The organism is Catelliglobosispora koreensis DSM 44566, assembly GCF_000379685.1.
GTDB lineage: Bacteria > Actinomycetota > Actinomycetes > Mycobacteriales > Micromonosporaceae > Catelliglobosispora > Catelliglobosispora koreensis.
In genome coordinates this window covers 303067-323933 of sequence record NZ_KB903249.1, presented here as the reverse complement: position 1 = coordinate 323933, position 20867 = coordinate 303067, and the positions used below count along the sequence as shown (strand labels likewise).

General features: G+C 61.6%; 4 protein-coding genes. All 4 read right to left on the bottom strand.

Translation table 11 applies throughout. The annotated features are described in order from the left end of the window. Positions 1–44: 44 nt before the first annotated feature. Positions 45–6962, bottom strand: a complete 6918-nt coding sequence (locus A3E1_RS0101560) for a hint domain-containing protein (protein WP_020518988.1) — start codon at positions 6960–6962, stop codon at positions 45–47. Positions 6963–8086: 1124 nt separating this feature from the next. Beyond that, positions 8087–8569, bottom strand: a complete 483-nt coding sequence (locus A3E1_RS38325; protein ID WP_157631247.1) for a type 1 periplasmic-binding domain-containing protein — start codon at positions 8567–8569, stop codon at positions 8087–8089. 42 nt (positions 8570–8611) lie between these two features. Then, positions 8612–9067, bottom strand: a complete 456-nt coding sequence (locus A3E1_RS38320) for a hypothetical protein (RefSeq protein WP_040390311.1) — start codon at positions 9065–9067, stop codon at positions 8612–8614. A 6-nt stretch (positions 9068–9073) separates the two neighbouring features. Next, the gene (locus A3E1_RS0101535) at positions 9074–20683 is read right to left on the bottom strand and encodes a LamG-like jellyroll fold domain-containing protein (RefSeq protein WP_169454351.1); all 11610 of its coding nucleotides are present in this window, start codon (positions 20681–20683) and stop codon (positions 9074–9076) included. Between the last annotated feature and the right edge of the window lie 184 nt (positions 20684–20867).

The window sequence follows — 20867 nt, the reverse complement described above, 5'->3', positions numbered from 1 at the left end:
GACACTTGCGAAAAGCTGACGATAGTCCACGTTCTGCCCGTTCCCTAACCGACTTTCGTCATCGTGATCATGTCGCCGTACTGCCATTGCCTGAGATAGTCAGCCACTGTTTCACCATATCTACCCGTCCATGCGTCGAATACTCGACCATCTTTAATCACGACCTGATGGCTCCCCCAGAGGGTGTCCTGGCCACGATATTTACCCATGAACGGTGTTCCTGTGGACAGCTCGAATACCTCGCCGCCAATCTGTCCCTGTATATCTCTCGCAACGATCTCGCAGCCGGACGAGCCGCAGATTTTCGAAGCATCTGCAGCCCTCCAACTCACGCCAAGATCTGGACCGCAACCACCCGGTCCGCCCCCGCCAGTGTTATGCACGAGGACGGGGGTGTTGCCAGCAAACACATAGTAGGTATGAAGGTCTGCAACGGTTAGGTTGTGGACTCGCTGGTACTGCTGGTAGGCGTCTACTCCGCTGACTGCGAACATTTCGCCGCTAGGTGCAAGCAGCTTCATACCTGGCCGCAGCTCTGCTGCATCGGTCCATTGGCGTAGATCATGCACCCAGAACGGATGGTTGGCAGTGGCGACAATGGATTTCTTGCCCTCGCGGGTATGGACGGTGACGGTCACCAGGTGTTTGTTTCCCTCACCCGAGATGAGTGCGGTAACAGGCTTAGCCGCTATTTCGCCGGTTTCTGGATCTGTTGCGAGAACCAGATCTCCTTCTTCGATGTCTTTGATCTTCTTGCTGGTGCCGTCGCTAAGCAGTACTTCGGTTTCCGGGATGAAGCTGTTACAGAAGCGCGTGACCCCATGGAAATTGCCGATACCGGCGATGTTGTCTAGGTGCCTGAGTTTCCAGAGCGCGCGGAATCTCATCGCGCCTGCGGCTAGCCCGGCAGCGTTAACGGCCGTCCATGCGCATCCGCTTACGCTTCCTTGTGTGAAGCACCGTTCGGCGTCGCCCAGGCCGCTCATCTCCCACATTGCGGCCTCGCCCGCTTCGCGCTTTATATCGTTTAGTACCTTGCAGCCGACGGGGTCGACGGCACAGATGGTTCTGAAGAATATAAGCGACTGGGCCATCGAGCCGTGTTTCTCGAACGGCCGGTCTTTGCGGATATTCTCGGCACAATCCAATAGAGTTTGCTGCCCTGTATCACAGCCTGTTTCCTGGATCGTTTCCCAGAAGAATTTGATGCCCCCACTGCCGTAGTGGAACTGACATCCTTCACTGTATGCCGTGCAACCCGAATCATTGTTGTCAAGGTGTAATCCGGTGGGGTCGGACCAGGTGGTGGGGTTGTTGTTGCTGTAGGTGTAGGGGTGCCATTGCTGCGGATCGGTTAGGTCCATGATGGGGTCGGCGCTGATGAACCGACCGGTGGTGGGGTCGTATTCTCGGGCGCCGAGGTGGGTTAAACCGGTTGGGGTGTCTTTGGTTCCGCCGACGTAGCCTTTCGAACCTAGCCATGCGGGCTGGGTGCCGCGGGGCTGTCCGTAGGGCATGAGGCGGCGCCGGTCGATGGTGGCGAGGTTGGCCGCGTCGATTTGGGCGATGCTGCTGCCTTGGTGGTTGCTGATTGTCCATTTGAGGCCGGTGGTGTTGCGGACGGCGACACCGCCGAGGTAGCGCTGGCCAGTGGGATTGTTGGTGCCGGTTTTTTCGAGTTCGGTGCCATCAGGCAGATACAGGGTCTTGGTGTTGCCGTTGACAGCCAGTAGGCGGCTGCCGTCGGTGTTGTAAAGGTAGGACGCGACGGTGGTGGTGCCTTCTTTGACGGTTTTGAGGTGGCCCTCAAAGTCCCATTCAAGGGTTTGGGTTACGCCGGTTTCGGTGGTGCGGGTGGTGGTGTTGCCTGCGTTGTCGTAGCCGAAGGTGCGGGTGGGCTGGCCGGTGGCGGTGATTTGCTTGACCTGGTGAGGTTTCACTCCGCCGGCTGGCCCGTTTTGGTAAGTCCAGGTCGTTGCAACGCCGCCGCCAGCGTTGAGGTCTTGTTCGGTTTGGCGGTTGCCGATGTCGTCGACCGTCCACTTGCGCCAGTAGGCGCCGTCGGTGGGGCCTGCTTTTTGTGGTGTGGTGCAGGCGCCGGAGTTTTGGGTCCATGCTTCGGTTAGGCGGCGCAGCTGGTCGTAGCGGAAGCATTCCATGCCATCAGAGGTGCCGTTTTTGTTGGCGTCGATTCCGGTCAGGTTGCCGGCCGGGTCCCAGTGATGCATCAAGTCATACGGGTAGGCGAAATCGCCGGGGGTGGCTGGTTTTTCGGTGAGCAGCCACAGTTTGGACAGGCGGCGGGTCGCGGCGGAAAAGTCGGTGATCACCTTCACTTGCTTGCCCAGCCCACCGTGCACCCGTTGCAGCGTCACACCATCAACATCAAAAGTGGTCGACGCGACCAAAGGGGTGCCGCCGTAACCGCTGGTGTTCAAGGTGGCGGGCATGCCATCGGTGTTGTAGCCGGTCGTTAGTGTTTCGGCGGCCAAATCAGCGACAAGTGGCAGCTCGGTGGTTAGTGGTGCACCGGCGGCGGCGTAACCGTTCTTGACCGTATAGGTCAGCTGCGTGTTGTTCGGCCCGAAACCGGGTGCGGTGAACGTGGTTTCCGTTGCCCGGTAACCGACGTCGTAACGAACGACCTGGGTGGTGTAGTCACCGGAGGCGTCCTTGCGGGTCGTGGATGCAAGCTGGCCTTTGACCGCGCCGTTGGGGATGGCGAACAATGCCGTGTCATAAGCCCAGGTCGCCAACAAGTTTGCCGAAATCCCGCTGTCGGTGTGGTGCGTGGCGAGCTTACGTTTGAGGTCGTCGTAAGTGTGGATGAGTTTGCGGCCCTGGCCGTCGGTCGTGGACGCAACCGTGCCGTCATTGTTGTATACGGTGGTTGATGTTCCGGCGTCCGGGTCGATCGCCTGAATTTTGCGGCCGAGTTTGTCGTAAACATATTCCCAGCTATTGACCGGCGCGCCGCTGCCGGCACCGGGGTCGGTGACCTTCTTCAACAGGCCCGTGCGGTAGTAGTCGTATTTGGTCGCCAGCCACACCCCGGCCGACTTTTCCTGGCGCAGTTCAGAAACCTTGCCCTGGGCATTGGTGTAGGTGATCGTCTTGGTCGCGCCCTGCGGAACGGTAGTGGTAATGGTGCGGTGGCCTTGCGGATCCATGACCGTGTTCCAGGACGTGCCCATCGCCGCACCGTAAGACCACGGCACGATACTGGTCTGCTCACCCAAATTGTTGTAGGTGTACTTGGTGCGCTGCGCGGCGTTGTCCTTGTTGTAGCCATCCAAATTGGCGTTCGGATCCCCTGCCATACCGAACGTCAGCGTTTCGGCCACGCCGCCGGTGGTGTTGTACCAGGTGTCAACAACCATGCGGTCGTTAGCGCCCTGCGGTGATGGCGACTCGGTACGCCGCGGCCGCAACAAACCATCAAACAACTCGAATGTCGGCGGCAGGATGGTGCCGTTGCTGTTGCTCGTATCCGGCGATAGCAACGTGGTTTTGATGTATGAGGGCTGGTTAAGCCGCAGCACATACTCATACTGGGCGTCAGGAACCTTCCCCGTACCCCGGTTTTCCTTCCACACCTTCAAAAGACGGCCCTGAACATCATACTGAGCCTGCGTCACTACACCATTGACATCGGAAACATGCTTCGGAGAACCGAAACGGACATCCAAAGTAGACACCGTCGCGTGGTCCAGGTGGTTTTTGACTTCGACGTTGGTGACCGGCCCACCCGTGGCAGGCGTATAGATGGTTTTGGTCTTGTGACTCTTGGCGTCGGCGACTTCACGGACGCGGCCGTGCCTGTCGTAGTTAGCCTTATCAATCGTCGAGGTCATGATCCAGTTGTTGGATGCGTCGGCGTCTTTGATGGCCTCGGTTTTAGTGACCCTGCCCAGCGACTCCGCACCTACCCCGAGCTGGCCGTTGGTAGTCTGCCCGTCGTAGAAGCTGCGGTTACCGGCGAGGATGTTGGCGACACCGGTTCCGGCACAGTCGGTTGTCAATACCTGCACTGGCAGCCCGATGATCCATTTGTTGGTGTCGTGGGCATAGGTGTTTTCGGTGCAGACGTTGTCGTCCACGCCGGACGGATGGGTGCCGCCGTTTTCGCCGTAGTTAGTGACCTTCACCGGGATCGGGTAGGTGGCGTCCCACTCTGTTGCGGTGTCGGCGAAGCGCACATAGTCCTGATTGGACTCGCTGCCGTTGGGATGGTGAGTGCCGGTGTTGGTGAAGTTTTCCAGGACCCGCCACACCATGAGTGTGTTCGGGCCAAACGTTTGCGCGCCCTTGTCGAGGATTTCGTAGGAGTGCCGTGACATGCGCACCCAGGTGCCGGACTGTCCGTCCTTGCGCAGCACGAGGCGTGGTTTGCCTGCCATTGCTTCGTGGTCGTCGATGGTTCCTGACCAGCCATCCTGGATTCCCACGTCGCGGGTGTACCAGTTGCCCAGCGCCCGGTCGCGGTCCATGCCACGGTAGAAGACAGCGTCGGTGACTTGCTGGTTACCGGTGTTGTCACGGGCACCGACTATGGTGCGCACGTTGGTGTAGCCGCGCCACTGGTTGTGTGTGCGTTGCGTTAGCGGCGTTTGCCAGTTGTCATCGAAGCGCCACAAGGCCTTTTCGTAGTCGCCGCCGGGCTGCCCGTCAGCGCGGGAAGCGGCGTCGTTGGAATACTGGTAGCGAGTGACAACGCTAGGAGCGCCCGCCACGCGGTCGACCTGCTCGACTTCGGTCACCACATACTTGTGGTACCAGCGGAATTCGCTGCCTTCCCACCGCGGATAGCACCGTTTGATGTTGTGGTCGGCATAGGTCATGTTCGCGTTGACCCGGGCACAGTCCTCAAAGGAGTATGTGACCTTGGTGTAGTCACCGGCCGGGCCGGAGAACGCGTCGATACGCCAGCGCGTCATAGGCGGGCGGCCAACATCGTTACCCCACACCACCGCGTTCTTCAGCTGCGTGCCATTGACAACGAGGGACTGCTCATACCCGTCCAGGCCCTCGCCCGGGGAGTTGGGGCGCAGTACGTGGGTCAGCCACAACGCCGGTGCGGTGTCATCGCCGGCCGGCAGCACGAAGTTTCCGGTCGAGGGGAACAAATGCCGCAGGGAGACTTTGTCTGTTGTAGACCAAGTGGAGATTGAGTCCTGGATGAAGGATTCGATCCCGGTCAGCCGGTAGACAGACCAGAACGTGGGCGATGTCCGCCCGGGGCAGGTCGTCGCATTGGAGGCACATGCCTGATCCCAAGGGGTGTCGGGCCAGTTCGCCGTTGTGGTGTCGGTGGTGCAGTTGGTGGCGTAGCAGCGCCAGTCATAGGTGTAGACGACCTTTGCCGAGTACGGCAGGTACGCCGCAGGCGGCCGGTTGTTGCTGCCATAGCGGATTTCCCGCAACACCGACGTCATGTCATAGCCAAGCGTCACGGTGTTGTTGTTAGCGCCGTACACGTTGGTGTACAGCTCCCACATGTACTTGATCTCGTTGCCGAACCGGTCCGTCACCAGATCCAGGTTCCACCGGTACCCCATGACACACCACGAATTGGCGAACCCGGAACCAAGCCGGTGATAACACGGTTCGGTTGAATCGTTGGAGTACACCGGCACCAGCGCCGCGCCGCCACCGAGCGCGGGCGCCGGCCCGGTGCCGCGTGGCTGGGATCCGAACAGGTACTGGGTGCCGTCCATCGTGGTGATCCGGTAATGCTCGCCGACCCATGCCCCGTTCGGTGCGCCATACAGGCGCTCCACCCGCCATCCCAGCGAATCATCAGCGGCCTTTAGCGCGCCGTTACCGCCGTCAACCTCGACGATCTGAGTCGACTGCCCGTTGAGCACGACATTGACCGGAGCCCAGTTCACAAAGCAAAGATCACCCTCGTTGCCCGAAACGCTGTCATGCTTGCATGGACGGTAGGACCGCTCGATGTATGAGACACCGCCGATCGACCAGCCATCACCAACCTCAGAGGACTGGTTGTTCGTCCCCGAACCCAGGCCGTCCACCGACTGCGACGAATAATCCAAAGTCACCGACGGAGCCAGCCCGCCCGGCGCCGGCGGCACCCGCACCGACACGTTCGTAGAGAAACCGCCCGAGTTCCCGCCAGCGGACCACTGCACCGCTTCGTTCATCTTCGTCTTTGTGAAGTCACCAGACTCCGACGACGCACCAGCCGTCAAAGCGAACACTGTCGCCCCAGCCGGTTCAGCCTGCTGCGCCGACATCCCCGCGACCGGCGCCGACAACGGCTGCGACGCGACCGGGATGTCAACAGACACCTCAACCGACCGCGCCACAACATCATTCACGCTGCCCAGCACCGGAGTCTGCTGCTGACACTCCTTCAACGACGGTGTCGTCAACGCACATGCTGGGAGCCGGACCACCCGAAGGCGTGACCCGAAATCAGCGCCGAAAGCGTTCGCGAACTTGCCATAACCAGCGGCCAGGCGAACCGACGGCCCCAAATCCCCCTGCGGCGCGGCCGTAAACACCACGCCCCTGACCCCAAGCGCCGAAGTCTGCGACTGCGACAACACGCTCACATCCACGGTCCCACCCGCACCCGGCAGCGCCTGCGGCACCAAACCCTCCGGGTCATTGGCTGTCGCGTCAACCGTGATCGACAACGGCAATCCGCCCACCAGCACAGGCTCAGGTTCATCCGACAAAGCCGAAAACGACGACACTGAACCAGCCACCTCAAGCGTGGCCGAACCCGCCGAAGGCCACACCGGCACCGAGCCCTGCCACGGCGGCAACGCTGGCGAAGGCAACGGTGACGCCGCCTTGCCCGGCGTCGAAGGCACCAGCGCCATCGGCGACGGATCAACCGCAGCAGCCGAAGCAGGCAATGGCGGCAACACTGTTACCAAGCCGGACAACAACGAAACCGCAAACGACGCCGACAGCACACGGGCCAACCGCACAAAGCCTCCCCGAAACAGCACCCCAGGGGTTAGGGCACAGGCCCGGAAACGTACAACGCGGTCACGCGAAGGTCAAGGTCTAAAAACGAGCGTTCACATTCTCGCAAGCGCCCCTTCGGCGGCCGTCTGCCGCACTGGTGGGACAGCCGGGGTCCGAAGCGGACATTTACATCTTGGAGCCTTATTCCATAGATGCTTGCCGCTTGCTGCCCCGAGCTATGGCAGTGCGCCAGTACGACTCGATGACCCTCACGGAGGGGTCAGCCGCTGCTGGATCGCGTAACCGGTCGGCCAGCAGGAACCCTGTTAACTCCAACCCCGCAGCCTCGGTGAGTAGAAACGTTCCGCCGATCATGTCGGGGTCCCAGCCCGTGGCCAGCGCCCTATCGATGATGGCCTGTATATCGGATGGCGCCGGGTAGGCATCATCTGACGCGCACGCACCCCACGGGGCTGGCCAAGACTTCGACAACAAATCTGCCTGTACGGCGAAGCTGGTCTTTCCTGCGCCCCAAGCCTTCACCCGGATACACCGGTGACAGTCAGCCTCGCCCCGCACGTGAAGAATCTCAGCTCGCCAAACGAACGTCCACCCGGTCGTGGAAAGCTTCCGCAGCCTCGTCTTCACTTCACTACCCCGATCCCCGCGGCGCGAATTCTACGAGGAGAGGGTCAACACTCGCGCACGATTAATGCGACAGATTCCTACTCCGGCGTCTCGCAGTTCGCCGGAGCGCCGTCACCCGCCGGTCCGTCTCTAGGACCGACTCCGCCGAAAGAACCGACTCAATCTCGGCCAGCCGCCGCTCGACAAAGTCTGCTTCGTATCCAGACATGCGCTCGCCAGAAGTTTCTTCGCCGAGCAACAGCTGAATCGAGTCTAACGGGAACCAACGCTTGCTCACCGATTCAGAGATTCCCTGAAGCTCGAGCCGAATGAGTTCTCGATCGTTCACAAAACGCAGCCTAAGCCGGTCTGACTCGACAACAATCCAGGAATGGGGTCCTGAGCGGTCGTAACCCGAGTCCGAAATCTTGTGCGTACCATCGGCCCAGATGAAGTGCCAATGATCGGCCAGATATGCGAGAAGTTTTGAGAAGCCTCTTTTCACAGCCACGCGAGCTCATTTCGCCGGAATCATCGGCCTTACTTTGTCGGCGAGGACCTTGCCGTTAACCTGCTTCCCAGCCGGGATAAACTGCACCGCTGGATACTTGTCCTTCACCGCGCCGATCGCGGAAACCTGCTGTTCTCCAATGGCCACAATAATTCCGCACTTCTGCTGAACCTGCGTCGCGACAAACTTCTGCGCCTGAGCCGACGTCTGCTCCCCGGTCACCGCCACGTATGACAGCCGCACCTTGGCCTCAAGCGACACTTCTTGCAACGCAGTCCATGCCGCCTTCGCCTCGTCTTCTGTCAACCCCGCTTCGCCTGTCAGCAAACAGATGTCGTAGTCGCGATACTCCCGCGCACGTGGCACCGACTCAGGATCAGCCTCCCACGCGAACCACGAGACCACCGCGACAATCGCGGCCAGCACCGCGATCCCGCTCCACGACCACCACATCACCTTTTTGGAGTCGTCCATTATCTTTTCTGCCATATACAAGTCTGCACTGATTACCGTCCTATCCGAATGAAATGGTCAGCCATCACCCGTAAGCTTGTCGGCCAAATCGAAGTAGACGACGCTTTCCTCAAGTTCTAAGCCTTGCGGCGTGAAGACCGAAGGATCGTTGTATCGCAGGCGCGTTTCAGCCAATGAAGGCGGGCCTGATATGACGAACCAGTCTTTGCCGGGGCTGAGAAGAAACACTTGTCCGTCGTGTTGTTCATCCAGTTGTGCGGTTTCAAGCGCAGCGCTGCTGGTTCGACGATCGGCACGACGAACATGAAGGCCGGTGAAGTTCGATGGGACAGAGACGAAATCCACGCCGGGAAACAGCACTTCAATTCTTGTCTCGTAGCCCAGATCGCTCGACGGATTACTTTGAAGCAGCAATCGGCAGTGTGTCTGCTTAAATGACCATAGCTGGAACTGCCGATTGGGCACCTCAAATGAGGATGTGGTAAAACGCTCGATCAATTTGATCCCTTCCACCCCGGCTCACCCAAGCCCGCGGAGGGCAAGCCAGCCCGCTTCGGTAGTCGGCAATCCGATTTCTTCCGAGCTGAACTTCTCCCCGCCAACATACCAGGAAACACTATCCGGCGACCGGCTGCCGAATGCCAGCACCCGGGAAAGGGCCGCCAGTTCCCAGTTGGTTCCGTTGTCATCGATGGTCTTCGCACTTATGTGGACACCGCTACGCACCGCATTAGTGAACTTCTCCAACGCGTCCTTGCCTGTGAGCCCATCTAGCGTGACTGCGATCGACCGCTTTGGATCCTTTAGTGCAGTAGTCACCATATTCATCCAACGATAGTTACCGTTTTCTTCAAGGTTGCCGAGACCGTCGCGTTTCCCGTTGTAGGTATACGCATTACATCCACAGTCCGACAGTCGCTTCGCCAACGCATCGCTGCCAATACCACCGAATGGGTGGTTCAGGCCAAGCACGACCGTTTCGCAAGGGTCGTTGTTGTGGACGAGGACTGGGGTCGTGTCGGCGACCACGTAGTAGGTGTGGATGTTCGCGACGGTGAGGTCGCGCATCTGTTCGGCGCCGGTGAAGTTGTCGATGGCGACGACCAACTGGAGGTCGCCATCAGGGCCGGTGACCTTAGACGTGCCAGGCTTGAGGTCCTTGGCGTCGACCCATGTACCGGTGGTGACATCCCAGAACGGGTGGTTCTGGGTGGTCTCCAGCTTGGTGGTCGGTCCGCGGGTGCTTGCGTCGCCTTCACCTTCGCCAACGGGCGTCAAGGTGACGTCCGTCAGTTCACGGTCGAGGTTGACGTGGAGCACGGTCACGGCTTGTGCCGTCGTCTCACCCGTTGCAGGGTCGGTCGCGGCGACCTTCTCGCCTAGCTTGATGTCGCCGATCGCCTTGGCCTGACCGTCAGCCATGAGGACTGGGGTCGAGGGGTTGAAGCTGTGCTTGCGCTGGCAACCCACAGGTGGTGGCGAGGTGTCCCGGCCTTCCGGACGCTGGCTTGCGGGCGGTGGTGAGGGCGGGCTTTGCTTGGCGCCGGCGCTGGACTTCGGGCCATTGCTCTTGTTGTTAGACGACTTGCTGCCGCCTCCGCTGTTGCCCTTGCCGTTATTTGACTTGCTGTTGTTGGACTTGCTGTTGTTGTTATTGGACTTACTGTTGTTGGACTTGTTGTTCTTGCTGTTGCGAATCGCGTCCTTCTCTGCGCGCTCGTCGGCTTCGTTGTAGTTGGAGCTGTAGTCCTCGTTATTGTTGTTGTTATCTCGGTTCTTGCCGGGCAAGTCGAACTTGCTGATCAAGCGTTTGAGCATGAACTTGCCGACTGCCGCGGCGCCGCCGGACAGGATGCCCATCACGACTTCGGCTAGGGCTTCACCGACATGTTCAGCGCACTTGAGGGTGTTGCCGCCCAGGCAGTCGTCGACGATTTCGCAGACGCCTGACAGGGCACAGGCCCATCCGCCGATGAAGGCGACGCCGTCACAGATCGAGCCGCCGACGAAGGGGATGCCGCAGATGCCGCCCGGCAGCATGCCGCGAATCTTGCTCTTCCACTTGTTGGCTTCCTGCTTCATGGAGTTGGCCATGTTCTTGACCGTTTGCTCCACGTTGGACAGTGCGCCCCAGATCTTCTTGATCGCGCTGATGGCGTCGAACGAGTTGACGAAGCCCTGGACGATGCAGCCGCCGATGCTCTTGCAGTTGGACATCCAGTCGTTGCCGGAGGGGTCCATGCGCGTCATCGGGTTGCCGGCCGCGTAGGCGTAACGGTTGGCCGAGCCGGAGTTCGGCACGGGCGAGACGTTGGCGGCGTCGCGTGAGTCGAACTGGCCGGTCTCGGGGTTGTACCAGCGCGCGTGCATGTTGACGCGGCCGGTTGAGGTGTCGGTCCACTCCGACTGGTAGCCAAGGCTGCCGAGCATTCCCGTGGAGGCCGTCACCTTGCCATAGGGATCGTAGGTGGTCGATCCGCTTAGGGCCGTTGACGCGGCGCCGAACTGTCCGACCACGTCGGTGTGCAGATCCGTCCAGGCATAGACACTTGCTGCGCCTGAGCGCACGCCCGCGAGCTCATTGCTGGCGTCGCGGACATAGGTCCCCGTGGGGTCAGCCGCCAGGTCGTTACCCAAGCCGGTGTAGGAGAACCCGGGCTTGAGGACACGACCCAAACCGTCATAGGTGTACTCGGAATAAGCCGTCGCCGACGAGTACTGACGAATAACCTGGCCGAAGGCGTCCGATTGTGTTGGCACACTAACGGTTCCGGTGGTGGTCGCCGCCAGCGTTCCCCGCGGGGTGTACGTGTAGGTGACGTTGTCGTTGTCGGACGACACGAGCTGGTTACGCCCGTTGTACTCGAAGTCCTTGGCGCCAGCTTGTGTCCTGTTGCCAGAACGGTCGTACTTGTACGTCGTTGGAGTCGTGCCGTTGTTCCACTCGACCAGGCGGTTGGCGAGGTCGTAGGTGTAGTGGTTGTCGGATCCGCCAGCGAAACCGGTCGAGACCTTACGCGTCAGGTTCGAGTTGTTGTCCCACTCATACTCGATCTTGCCGACGAGTGCGTCAGACGACGTCTTGAGCGTGTCCGTCCGCAGGCGCGAAAGGTCGTCGTACCCGAAGGTGCGCTTGTTTCCGTTGCCGCCGTGGATGATTTCCTTGACGCGCGACATCTCGTCGTACTTGTAGTCGAGCTGAAGGTCACCGTTGGCGGTGCGCTCGAGGCGCCCGATCGAGTCGTAGGTGTAGGCCGTGGTTCCGGCAGCATCGATGCGCTGTTCGAGCAGCCCGTCCAGGGTGTACGAGTAAGACGAGTTGCCTGACGGGCCGGTGACCGAGGTCAGCAAGCCGCGTCCGTCGTAGGTCAGCACGTTGTCGCCGCCCGGACCGGACAGTTTCTTGGTGCGGCCCACCTTGTCGTACTCAAACACCTTGTCGATGCTCGTCGCCTCGGCACCCGTGCCTGACAGGCGAGTCGGGCGGCCCACGGCGTCGTATTCCGACGTCGTGGTCACGCCACCGGGAGCGTGCTGTGTGACGGGCAGTCCTGCCGCGTTGTAGAGCGTAGTGAACACGGCATCGCCGGGCTCAATCTGCGACTCAGGCAGACCCCAGGTGTTGAAGGTGGTGCGGAACTGGTTTCCGCGGCCGTCGGTAAACCGTGTCCTGTTGCCAGCTACGTCGTACCCAAAAGTGGTAATGATGGTTTCTGGCTCTGGACCGGTAATCACTGGCTGTTTCGCCTCGATGAGCATGTCGGCGGGGTTGTAGGTGAACGTCGACGTCGTGTTGCGCCCGTCGGTGACCGACACCGGGTTGCCGTTGGCGTCATACGACATCTGCACGGTGTTGAGGACAGTCGTCCCCTTCTTCTGATCCTGCTTGAGGACACGGCCCGCGAAGTCGTACGTGATCTCGCTGTAGCTCAGATCCGGTGCGGTGATGGTCTTCTCGCGGCCAGCGAAGTCATATGCCACCAGGGTCGCGTTGCCCTTGCCGTCGATGACTTTCGTGCGCTCGCCCGCGTTGTTGTGCTCGAACGTCGTGGACGCGCGGCCCTGCGGGGTCGTGCTGGCCATCCAGCCGTTGGCGTGATAGCCGAACGTGGTCCGGTTCTCCACGCCCTGGCTGATCACCTGGGTCATGTGCTTGCGGCGGCCCAGGAAGTCGTATTCGGTGTAGGCGATGCCGCCTTCGCCGTCCTTGACCCGGGTCACCTGACCGTTGTCGTCATAGGTGTATTCGGTGACACCAAGGTCGGGCGCCGTGACCTTCCACAGCTGTCCATACGCGTCGTACTGGTACGACGTCTCGTGACCCAGCGGGTCGGTCGTCTTCTTCACCCGGCCCATCGAGTCGTATTCGGTGTGCGACACCGCTTCGATGGCCGTCGAGGAACCGAGCGGGGTGTAGTCCGGCATCCATTGGGATACCACTTCACCAGTCCTGTCGCGTTCCACATAGGTGTGGTTTCCGCGCGGGTCCTTCGTTTCGACCGCCTCGCCGAAGGTGTTGTAGGCGATGGAAGTCATCTGGAACAGGTTGGCTGGAGTGCCCGTGACCACCTGCCCGCTGACGATCTGGTGCTGCTCGGTGGTGATTTCCGGAGCCGTCGAGATCGCCAGCTGCCCGGCTTCGTCGAACACATACTCCGTGGTGTGCCCATTCGGGTTGGTCTCCGACTTGGGCAGACCGCGCTGGTCGAGCTTCCAGCTCGTGCGGATGGCGGTGGCGTCGGCAGGGCCGGTTCCGTTGTAGACACCGGTGATCTGCGCGGCGCTGAGCACCGACTGGTAGGCCTGAACGTCGTCCACGCCGCCCTTGAGGAATCCGCCAGGAGTCGCGTTGTACTGGTAGGAGCCAACAACGAACGGGCCCTTGGAGGCGAACGCCGCTGGCGGGTTGCTCAGGGTGCCCTGAAGCTGGCCGTTGACGTAAAGCCTGGTCTGGTTGGCCGCCGTGTCGCGGACACCGGTGAGGTGCACCCAGGTGTTTAGCGGCGGCGCGGCCGGCGACGTCGCCATGGCGACGCCCGACCCGGCGGTGTCGGAGTTGTAGACGGTGAACGCCCAGCGGTCGGCGCCCTTGTCGTAGCCGAGGTAGAAACCGTTGACCTGCATGGCTTGCTGCGATGCCGCGGCGTAGAAACCGTTGCGGTCAGCGATCTTTATCCACGCCGAGACCGTGTAGCCCCGCGTCGTGTCCAGCACCGGCCCGGCCGTGGACATCTTGTCGTCCACGCCGTCGAAAGCCGCCGAACCGTTGCGCTCACTGGACCACGTTGGTGTTCCGGTCGCTGGGAAGGAACGTGTCGCGTCAGCGGCGGTCGTGCCTGACGTCTCGTTGAACTTCCAGTGCCCTGCCAGAGCGCTCATGCCGTTCTGCGACATGGTCTCAGACGTCTTACGTCCGGCCGCGTCGTAGATGTAGTCCACGACCTGAGAGTTAGCTCCGTCGGAGTTCCTGGCGGAGATCAGTTCGCCGCCCGGGGCGTACGTATACGACACCGTGCGGTTGACGCCCGCCGGGTCCAAAGTCTGCGAGAAGTTACGTCCCGCAGCGTCGACCTGATAGGTGGTCAGCGTCGCGTTGTTGTTCGTGCGGCGCTCTTTGAGGTTGCCAGCCTTGTCGTACTTGTTCGACTCAAGGACGAACTGTGCGCCAGAGATCGGGTCAACCTTGGTGACCGTCTTGGACAGGTTGTTGCGTGTGTACTCGTAGTGAGTCTCGAACTTGTTGCCGTCGACCTTGACGGTCAGGCGGCCAGCCTTGTCATAGCGCCGCGCCTCAACCTCTTTATTGCCAACCTTTGTCAGCACGGGGCGGCCACTCGCGTCGTATTCCATTGTCACGACGGTCAAGTCGGGCTGCTTCTGCGTTTTCATCCGGCCGAGCAGGTCGTAGGTGTACTCGCTGCGGTTGCCTTCTGGGTCTAGATCCCAGTCCTTCTGGCCGAACTGGTTGTAGTGAACGGTCGCCACCCGGTCGGTGTCGAGATTGTTAGCGTCCGACTGCGTCGTCTTCACAATCTGATCATCGAAGTTGTACTCAGCTGTCGTGACAAGCTGATGCACCTTCGTGCCGATGATCCGGTCCAGGACAGACGGATCCGTTTGCTTGACCAGTCTGCTCTTACGGTCGTAGGCGTAGGTCGTCAGCAAACCAGCCGGGAAAGTGTCAGAGACCTCGCGCTTGCTCACGGCACGGCCCAGCGTGTCGTAGCCAAAGCGTGTCGTCAGCCCAGCGGAGTCAATCGTGTAGTCAACTTCGCCACTGAGCAAATAGGACACCGTCTCCACTTCTTCGCCAGGAGTCGTGGTGCGCCACGGCAATCCAGCCGGAATGTAGTCGACGGCCTGGTTCGTGATCGACTTGACCGTCGTCCAGTTCGTGCCGTCGGTGGACACATCGATGGTGTAGTCCTTGCCGTAAGCCGTTTCCCAGTTCAGTTTCACGCGCTCGATCGACTGCACCGAACCGAGGTCGACCACGATCCAGTGGTTGTCGGTGTGCGCGCTCGACCACCGGGTCTGCGGATTGCCGTCCACGGCCAGCGGCCCCGGGACGGTGGGGCCCTCAATGCTTGATGTGGTAACGGTCTTGCCGCGGGCGAGATCCTTGCCCGTAGGGCCAAAGACCTCCAAGTCCCACAGGGAGAACCCGGCCGGGTAGCCGCGCACGAGACCGTTCATCCGCACATAGCGCCCGCTCGCGGTAAGGCCACCGATGTTGGCTTGAATGACCTTTCCATCCGTGTACTCAGTGCGCGTCACGCGGCCCAGCGGATCCGTGACCGAAGTCTGGTTCCCCGCCGCGTCATAGGCATAGGTCGTGCGATAGGTGTTGTCGTCCTTGTTCGCTGAACGCCCATCGCGCACCTCGGTGACCTTGTTGCTGCGCGGCGTGCCGTCGTCAGGGTGGTAACTCTTGTAGGTCGTCGAGCACGTGTCCGGTGAGTAGTCCTGGCACGTCGTGCGCGCGATCGTGTTGCCCCGCGTGTCGTGTTCGTCCACGGTCACGTTGCCGATCGGGTCGGTCACCGAGTAGAGGAAGCCACCGGCGTCATAGCCGAACCTGGTCCGCCCACCGGACGGGTCGACCTGCTCCAGCTGACGGCCGTCATAGATGTCGTAGACGTGAGACGTCACGCCGTTCATCGGGTCGGTTACCTTGACCACTTTGGACGGGACGCTCGTTGACTTGTCGCGCGCGGCGAACAGCGAGGTCACCTGAGCCTGCGAGACCTCGCCTGAGTACCAGCCAGCTTCAGCGATCTGGCCGCTGAACCAGCCGACCCATCCCGTGGTGCCGGGCCAGGTGTGCCACTTGCCAGAGCCGAGGCTCGCATGGGTGGCGCCAAAGCCAGTGATAGCACCGGTTGTCGTGCCGACCTTCACGCCATCGAGGTAAAGCGACTGGCTGTTTCCGGTGGCGGCCAGCACGGCGTGGTGCCATTCGCCGTCGTCGACGACGCCGGAGCTGACCATCTGGTTGTTCGCGCCGTTGGGATCCCAGAACTTGCCGCGCAGTTTTCCGTCGACGTCGACGTAAAGTGCGGGAACCCAGCCCGTGGAGGCGTTGATGTCGCTGGGCGGCGTGCTGCCCTGATACCCGTAGAGCACACCCGCGCGGTCCTTCGGAGCGTTGAACCACAAGGAAATCGAGCCACCGTTGGCGCCAACCATGTCGCGGGCAGGCAACCCAACATAGGTTGAGCTTCCGTCGAAGCTGACCGCGGAAGTGGCCGCGTGGAACGGACCGTCCACATTGAACTTCGGGTTGAAATACGTCGCGGCTGGCGCACCGCCGACCTGGTTGGCAGCTTGCGTCCCCGAGGTGTCAGCCAGACGGAAGTAGTCGAGCGGGCTGGTGGTCATCGCCGCGGCCAAGTAGGGTGCCGCTCCAGCCGACCGGTCCCGGTCCCGCGCGGCGAACTGCGTCTCAACCTCGCGTGCGGAGATCGCCCGCGTGAAGTAGGCGAAGTCGCTCATCTGGCCCTTGAAGCGCCCGACCGTGTTGGTTACCGCCGGCCATCCGGTCCACTTGCCAGCACCAAGGTAGTTGTAGACCGTAGCGCCGAAGTCTTGTATCGCCAAAGCGGAAGTGACGTCACCAGCCGGCATGCCGTCCACATATAGCGTGTGTTTCGTCCCGTTGGTGGAAAGCGCGACGTGGTGCCACGCCCCATCGGTGACGATCTTCGACGAGGTGACCTGTGCGGGTGCTCCGTTACCCCAGTAACCGCCGCGGAGTTTACCGTCGGTTCCGACATAGATGGCCGGCTGGTAGTTGGGCGCGGTCTGGTCAGAAATTGGCCGGTTTTGCGCGCTATAGAGGACACCCGCGGTCGTGGTCCGGAACCAGAGACTGACGGTGCTTTCGCGGTTTCCGTTGGCGTAGTTCAAGGGCGGCAACGCGACGTGCGATGTTTCGCCATCGAACGAAGCGACATCGACGCTGTCGCCGAAGGGGCCACCGTCAACGCCGAGGGTGACGAAGTTGTAGGTGGCGGAACCGCCGCTAACCTCGTTGACCGCGTTCGGGCCGGTGGAGTCGTTGAGCCTGAAGTAGTCCAGTGGCGCGGTGCCGAGGACGGCCGTGGAGTAAGACTGGTCGTTGACCGAGATTTCCGGTGCGCTGACCCGCCAGGTGCCACCGTTGGAGTCCTTAACGGTCTCAACGGTTCCGGCCTTGGTGTAGACGACCTCGGCCTGGGTTCCGCCACCGGGACGCGTGATCTTCGTCAGCGGCGAGGAGGCGGCTTTGCCGCTGGAGTGCAGCAGTTTGACCTGAGCCTCGGTGAGCGGACGGTCGAACCAGCCGAAGTCACTGATCTGCCCGTTGAGGTAACCCACGATCGAGCCAGCCGGCGTCTTGTCCCAGCCGTGCCACTTGCCCGCGCCAAGGTAGGCGTGGCTTAGGCCATTGCTTGAGATCGCACCAGCGACCGCTGGCAGGGCAACGCCATCGACGTAAAGCGTCTGCGAGCCGCCGGAGCCGACCAGCGCGGCGTGGTGCCATTGGCCGTCATCGACGCGCTGGGTGCTCGTCGAGGGCAGAGTCGCGCCATTCCAGAGCTTTCCACGCAGCTTGCCATCGGTATCCACGTAGAGCGCGGGGTTCCACTGTGTGATGCCCTGGTTGCTGATGTGGCCTTCCTGGTAGCTATAGATCACGCCAGGAGCGGTCGTCTTGAACCACACGGAGACGGTCTGATAGAGCGCCCCGAGCGGAAGCTTCTTGCCCGAGATCTCAACCGATGAAGACGATCCGTTGAAGGTCGCCGCCGTCGGGCTTCCGGGCCGGCCAGCCGTGCCCAGGGTCACGTTGGAGTAAACCCCGATAGCGGTCTCTCGCGTGTGGACAGAGCTCGCCGCGGTTAGTGAGCCAAGCGGCTCGTCGAGCTTGAGGTAGGTGTGTGGGCGCGCGTCCAGCACGGCTGTTGGCTGCAGGGTGTTCGTGCCGTAGTCGTAATCGGTGCACGAGGTGTTGTCCGACGGCTCAGGCTGGCAGACCTTGTCCAGCAGGTCGCCGGAGTAGGTGTAACGCCAGTAGTTGGCCGTGTTCCAGTCGCCCGCGACGAGCGGATCGGTGGACAGCTGATCCACGCGCGGCGTTCCCGTTGTCGTCCAGCGCACGTGCAGGGTGCGGTTGGAGGCGTGCGAGATGATCCAGCGCACGCGGCCGTTCTCATATTTCAGCTCCAGCGTGCGGTTCTGGATGTCCGTAATGGACGTCAGACCGTAGACACCGTTGCCCATCGCGGCCGTGAACACGTGCCGCGTGCCTTCTTTGTCGGTCAGCTCGTATCCAGCCGGGTTGGTCACGGCCTTGAACGTCGAGTACTTGCCCTGCGGGGAGTGGAAGGTCCCATCGGTGTTCTTGCCGAAGGCGACGTTCTGCCCGGTCTGGTAGGTCACGATGACCTGACCCGGGATTTCAGCTGCCTGAGCGTCCAGAATGGACGACCATCCCGCGCCGAAAGCGTTGGTAGTGCGCGGATCCCGGCTGTTGTACGACCGGGTGATCGCCAGCGGCGGTCCCGTGGACGTCACGGGGCCGTCAACGACCGAGGTGGTGTAGTTACCGGTCGTCGGCGTGAAGCCGTGACCTCCGTTTTGCGAAAGACTTGACGTGATCGGCGGTTGCGGGACCGGCGTGGTGAGAATGTGCCAGTCTCCCTCGGTGTTATGCCTGCCGTCGTTTGATTGCACGCGCCACTGGTAGGTCTGCCCCCACTTGAGCGCGCCGTCTGGCACCCGGAACGAGGTCGCCGCCGAGTCCTGGGTCGCCACTGGGGCCGCGCCACCAAGCGGCCAGATCTCGAAGACATGGTTCATCGCGCGCGGCCAGCCGTCGTTGTCCTTCGCGGTGACCAGAAGTTCCGGGTTCAGCGTTGGCGAGCTGTAGCCCCACGCCGGGAACTGCCGTTCGATCTGCGGCGGGGTGTTGTATTCCCACGTGAAGTCAATGTATGGCGCGTACCAGCCGTTAGCTGGATCGTGGTTGCGGGAAGTGAAGCGCTTCCAGCCCTTGCGGTCATCGTCGTTCTCGGACACCAGCGCGATGCCGTGGTTCTTCGTGTAGTCGAGCGACCACTCGTTGAAGATGTTGAGGTTCGTGATGTTCATCGTCCACCACGTGCCAATGGTCCGGTTGCCACCGGTGTTCGTGCACGCGGGACTGTTGTTCGAAATGTATAGATCGCCGATCATCGGGCCGAGGTTGGCACCCGGGTACTTCCCGTGCCGGATGCTGGTGCGCGACCAGGATTCCGCGACCTGGTACGCGGCGACGGAACGGGTCGAGGGGCAGTCTTCTGACCAGGTGTGGAACAGGTGCAGGTTCGCTCCGGTGATCCGCATGCCGTAGAGGCTGTTGGCTGGCGGGCCGTAGGCGTAAGAGCCGAAGTTGGCGAAGCTGAGGAAGGCCCGCCTGCGGTCACACGGCGTGCCAAAGCAGCCAACGCCCAGTGAGTTGATGTCCTGAATGCCGCTCGCGTCAACGTAGATGTCGTTGAGATCATCCCAGAGCTGGGCGGTCGGGTCGATTTCCACCGGGTAGACGCGGGCCGGGTCGTCGAGCCACTTCTTATCCGCCGTGATCTTCAGCGCCTGCTGGCCGTCCACGGTGATCAGCTCATAGGTGACACCGTTTGACGTCGTGAACTCGCCGTCGGCAGCGACCTTCGAGTCCTGCATGTAGCCCCGCGGAATGGCTGCGACCGGCTTGCCGTCCGTGCCGATCAGCGCGATGGATCCGTCAACGTCGACCTTGGCGGTGAGGCCCTTGAGGCGAAGCGGGAACACCCAGCTGTTGCCCGGGACGCGCCGCTTCAGCACGAGCGTCTCTTTGATGCCGGAGCTGAGGGCGACAAGCTCGACATCGATGCCGGGCTGGACGTCGCGATAGGTCACCGCCGAGCCAGCTTGGACGCCACGAGCGATGCGCGCGTCAAGCATGCTGTAGCCAAGCTCCTGGCCCCCGGGGAACGTCACCGAAGCGAGCTCTGTCGTGGTCGGACTGGCGCCAAGAACGGACTCAGTTGTGCCCGCGGCGGCCTCGGCCGCGAAGGTGGCCGCTTCGGCTCCGCCGGGCGAACTCTTGATAAACCCAGCCACCGAGACCTTTACCGGGCTTTCCGCCGTCTGCCAGCGGCCGTCGCCCGCTTCACGCAAGGTCGTGCTGATAGGGCGCAATTTCCCATCTGTGCCACGGAAGTTAACCGCGCTCTGGAAGACGCGGTTTGAGATTGATCCATCCGGGTTGCGATACCGGTTGGTGTATTCGGACGATTCATCGGGGAGCCAGACGGATTTTCCTTCTACATACCCGGTTTTGCCTGATGTCTTGGTCTCGGGCTCATCGGCTTTGACCGGCTGGCTCTGCTCTGGGAGCGCGCCCGGGGTCTTCACTTTGGGTTTGCCAGAGGCGTTGGCCTGGGCCACTGTCTCAGCGGCCTGATGCGGCAATCCTTTACCATCGCCAGCTTTGCCCGCTGGCGGGTCGAGGCTGACCGCCCAGCTTGGTCTCGCCGACAGCAGCTCAAACAGGCCAGCGAGCGGGAACTCGCCGCCCCGGAACTGCTGCCCGGAAGGAACCGCAACCGTTAACCCAAAAAGCACAGATGTTGCGATAGCGACGCGGCGCAGCCAAGACATGGCACTCCCCCGTGGTGAATCCCGCCCAATGATCCGCGCAAAGTTTCGGGGGTACCGGGTCTCCTACGCACTCATCCCTTCGGCTGACCTTTCAACCGGGCACGTCAAGGTAGCCTTGCGAGTTTACGCAAGATCAAACCGCTGTTAC